Raw genomic sequence first — 3,587 nt, 5'->3', positions numbered from 1 at the left:
TCATAGTGCATTTATATAAAAAGAAACAATTGATACCCTTTACTTTCACAAAAGGTACCGTGAACGTAATAAAATACCTTCCAGATTGATTTCCTTTCCTTCTAGGGGGTGGGAGTTGTCAACTGAATGCCTGATAGCGTGGAAATAAAAAATAAATATAGAACACAGAAAATCGGGAAGCAAGTTTTTCCGTCAAAGGGGGAAAAAAACATTCTGACGGGGATGATGACCTTCCCTATTCCAGTGCCATGATGGCGATGTTATCCCCGATTACGGAACCGATGGCTACTCCCATCCCTCCCATGCGAACACCGATGATCACGTTTTTCGTATGTACTTTTACGATAGGTTGCTTCGTTTTGCCAAAGGCCATAATACCGGTCCACCTGTCGGCCACGGTTACTTCCCGGCCGGGCAGTATTACTTTATGCAGCAATTCTTCCAGCTGGTGCTGGATATTGTCGTTGAAACGGAAATCAGTGGAGGTTTCCCCGGCAAAGTCCAGCTGCCGGCCACCGCCCAGCAGCACCCTGCCCTCCAGTTCCCTGAAATAGTAATACCCTTCCTCCATGTGGAAAACCCCTTTAAAAGGCAGCTCCTTCACCGGCGCGGTAATAAGTACCTGCCCCCGGCCAGGCACCACTTCCTCATCCGGAAGCAGGCGGCGGGTAAAAGCGTTGGTACAAATGAGCACTTTACGGGCGGAGAAGGCCATGTTTTCCTGCAGGGTTTGATGCGGTACTATAACGTTTACCCCTGTATGAAAATCGTCTATTGCTTTTACCGTACACCCGGTTTTTATTTCCACGCCTTTTAATATAGCGGTGTCAATAAGTGCGCGCATCATTTTGCCGGTATGCAGCTCTCCTTCGAAATTATTACTGATGAGGGCTTTCACGTAACCGGGGGCAAAGCCAAAGGCCGGGAGGCGGTCGTTTGCCAGGGTGAATGCCGGCTTTCCTTCGAAGAGATCGCCCAGCAGGCTGTTTACTTCAGGAAGCTGGTGCAGGGCCCACTCTTCGCGGGGGCCTATCAGTTCATGGCTGCCGTTTTCCCGGTAGTTCACAGCGGCGTCTCCCAGGCGGCTGCGCAACAGGCGAAGGCCACGCAGGCGCAGGTTTACCAGGTTCTTTACTTCTTCCGCAGGCATGGTTTGCAGATCGGTAAGTATTTCGGTTAGGCTCCCTATACAGGCAAAACCGGCATTTTTAGTACTGGCGCCGGTGGGCAAAATATCTCTCTCCAGCACCAGCACCCGGCTGCCGGGCGCCCGTTCTTTCAGGCTGATGGCAGCCGACAAACCAACAATACCGCTGCCCACAATGATATAGTCGTATTGCAGGAGGCTTTCCTTCTCCCAGAAACTTAACATAGCTATTATTTATACAGCGCCTACAGATCCTCCATCCACCCGGAATACCGCACCCGTAATGAAGGAAGCATGATCCGAAGCCAGGAATGCCACCAGGCTGCCGGTTTCTTCCGGGGTACCGGGTCGGCCCAATACCTGGTAAGGACGGTTTTGCCTGAGAAATTCCCTGGCGGCATCGGCAATTGAAATATTTTTTTCTTTGGAGATGCCTTCCAGCATTTCATCTACCAGTGGTGTTTTGATAAATGCCGGGGAAACAGTGTTCACGAGGATATTGTCTTTCCCGTAATTCTGCGACAGCGTTTTCGAATAGTTGTTCAGCGCGGCTTTGGTGGCATTATAGTGTCCCATATTAGGATCCGGCTGTTCCGCATTTTCGGAGGAAATATTGATGATCCTTCCGCCACCCTGTTTTTTCATATGAGGGATCACCAGTTGGGTGAGCGCTACCAGGCCGAAGAAATTAATGTCAAATACCTGTCGCCACTGCGCCATGCTGATGTTGTCCAGCGGCCCGAAAGCGTCTATACCGCCGGCATTGTTAACCAGGATATCAATGTGGCCCAACTGCTGCACGGTAGTGGTCACCAGTTGCTGCAGATCGGCTTCCTTTGTCATATCAGCTACTACTGCCAGTACATCCAGTCCCTGCAGGCGGAACATGGCCGCTGTATCTTCCAGTTCATCCGCATTGCGGGCGGTGATCACTACGGTAACGCCTTCCTGTAGTAAAGATGCGGCAATGCCTTTGCCGATTCCTTTACTGCCACCGGTAACAATGGCTACTTTGCCTTTTAAGTGAAGCTCCATGATCTTATTATTTTATATCAAAAATAAAAATCAGTTGTTTGCCTATTACTGTATAAGTTATTGAAAAAACAGTAAAAAGCGCTGTTTTACACCAGTGGCTTTACGGCGATAGTACAAATTACGTAGCTTAGGGTGACTAAAATTTTACACCATGATTGCAACAAAATCTTATGCGGTACAGGACGCTGCATCTCCGTTGGGTCCCTGGAATTTTGAACGGAGAGATCCCGGTCCGCATGATGTACAGATTGAAATCCTTTATTGTGGCGTATGCCATTCCGATATCCACCAGGTAAGGAATGAGTGGGGCAATTCTATTTACCCGATGGTTCCCGGCCATGAAATTGTGGGGCGTATTACCAAAGTTGGCGATCATGTAACAAAGTTTAAAGTAGGTGACCTGGCGGGGATCGGTTGTTTTGTAGACTCCTGCAGGGTTTGCGATCCCTGCAGGGCGGGGGAAGAACAGTATTGCATCACCGGCGGCGCCAGCACTTACAACGGTTATGAAATGGACCGGAAAACGCCCACCTATGGCGGTTATTCCACGCATATTGTAACGGATGAAAAATATACCCTGAAAGTTTCCGATAAACTGCCCCTGGAAGGCGTTGCACCGCTGTTATGCGCCGGCATCACTACTTATTCCCCGCTCCGTCACTGGAAAGTAGGTAAGGGCCACAAAGTGGGCGTGGTTGGTTTAGGAGGCCTGGGACATATGGCGGTTAAACTGGCAGCTTCTATGGGCGCAGAAGTAACCATGCTGAGCACTTCCCCTTCCAAAGAAGCGGATGCCCGCCGTTTAGGCGCGCATCATTTTGCGTTGATGAAGGATAAGGAACAGGTAAAACAGCTTCGCAACAAGTTCGATTTTATCATCAATACCATTTCCGCCCCGCACGATTACACTACTTACCTGAACCTGCTAAACCTGGACGGGGTGATGATTTGCCTTGGCGTACCCCCGGAGCCCTCCGTCGTACCGGCTTTCCACCTGATCATGGGGCGCAGGAGCATTGCCGGATCACTTATCGGCGGTATCCGTGAAACCCAGGAGATGCTGGATTATTGCGCGGAACATAATATTACCAGTGATGTGGAAGTAATTAATATTAAAGATATCAATACTGCTTACGAAAGGATGCTGAAAGGCGATGTGAAGTACCGGTTTGTAATTGATATTGCCAGCTTGAAATAGACAACCAGGCCGGCGAACTTTATTGACACCCGTTCCCCTACCGGAACGGGTGTTGTTTTGTTATCCGCTTGTTAAGCAGGGGTGTTGTTGGGTTTTGTTGATAAATACATTGGCACCGGTATTAATTCAATGGGCACCGCTTATATGTTGCTTAAAAGCACGGACAGGTTCCAAGCCATAAATGTTACCTGCGCAGCAAGGAAGATA

3 protein-coding genes are annotated in these 3,587 nt (G+C 49.3%); 1 reads left to right on the top strand and 2 read right to left on the bottom strand.

The features are described 5' to 3' along the window. Positions 1-235: 235 nt before the first annotated feature. Both VN105_RS11265 and VN105_RS11260 read right to left on the bottom strand, forming a co-directional pair. Positions 236-1,372 (bottom strand): FAD-dependent oxidoreductase, encoded by a 1,137-nt coding sequence (locus VN105_RS11265; RefSeq protein WP_325640863.1) that lies wholly within the window; start codon positions 1,370-1,372, stop codon positions 236-238. Positions 1,373-1,381: 9 nt separating this feature from the next. Continuing rightward, a complete protein-coding gene (locus VN105_RS11260; protein ID WP_325640861.1) occupies positions 1,382-2,182 on the bottom strand; it encodes a glucose 1-dehydrogenase in 801 nt (266 codons plus the stop codon). A gap of 151 nt (positions 2,183-2,333) precedes the next feature. On the opposite strand from VN105_RS11260, the gene VN105_RS11255 reads away from it, so the two are divergent. Then, a complete protein-coding gene (locus tag VN105_RS11255; RefSeq protein WP_325640859.1) occupies positions 2,334-3,380 on the top strand; it encodes an NAD(P)-dependent alcohol dehydrogenase in 1,047 nt (348 codons plus the stop codon). Positions 3,381-3,587 lie beyond the last annotated feature (207 nt).

The sequence above is a fragment of the Chitinophaga sp. genome, from assembly GCF_035564935.1.
Lineage (GTDB): Bacteria > Bacteroidota > Bacteroidia > Chitinophagales > Chitinophagaceae > Chitinophaga.
Note: the sequence above shows the minus strand (reverse complement) of the source record. Positions and strands in the feature narration are given on the sequence as shown.

Bases quoted from the DNA above. Each gene is read 5' to 3' on its own strand.
- VN105_RS11260 (WP_325640861.1), bottom strand. From the start codon at position 2,182: ATGGAGCTTCACTTAAAAGGCAAAGTAGCCATTGTTACCGGTGGCAGT.
- VN105_RS11255 (WP_325640859.1), top strand. From the start codon at position 2,334: ATGATTGCAACAAAATCTTATGCGGTACAGGACGCTGCATCTCCGTTG.
- VN105_RS11265 (WP_325640863.1), bottom strand. From the start codon at position 1,372: ATGTTAAGTTTCTGGGAGAAGGAAAGCCTCCTGCAATACGACTATATC.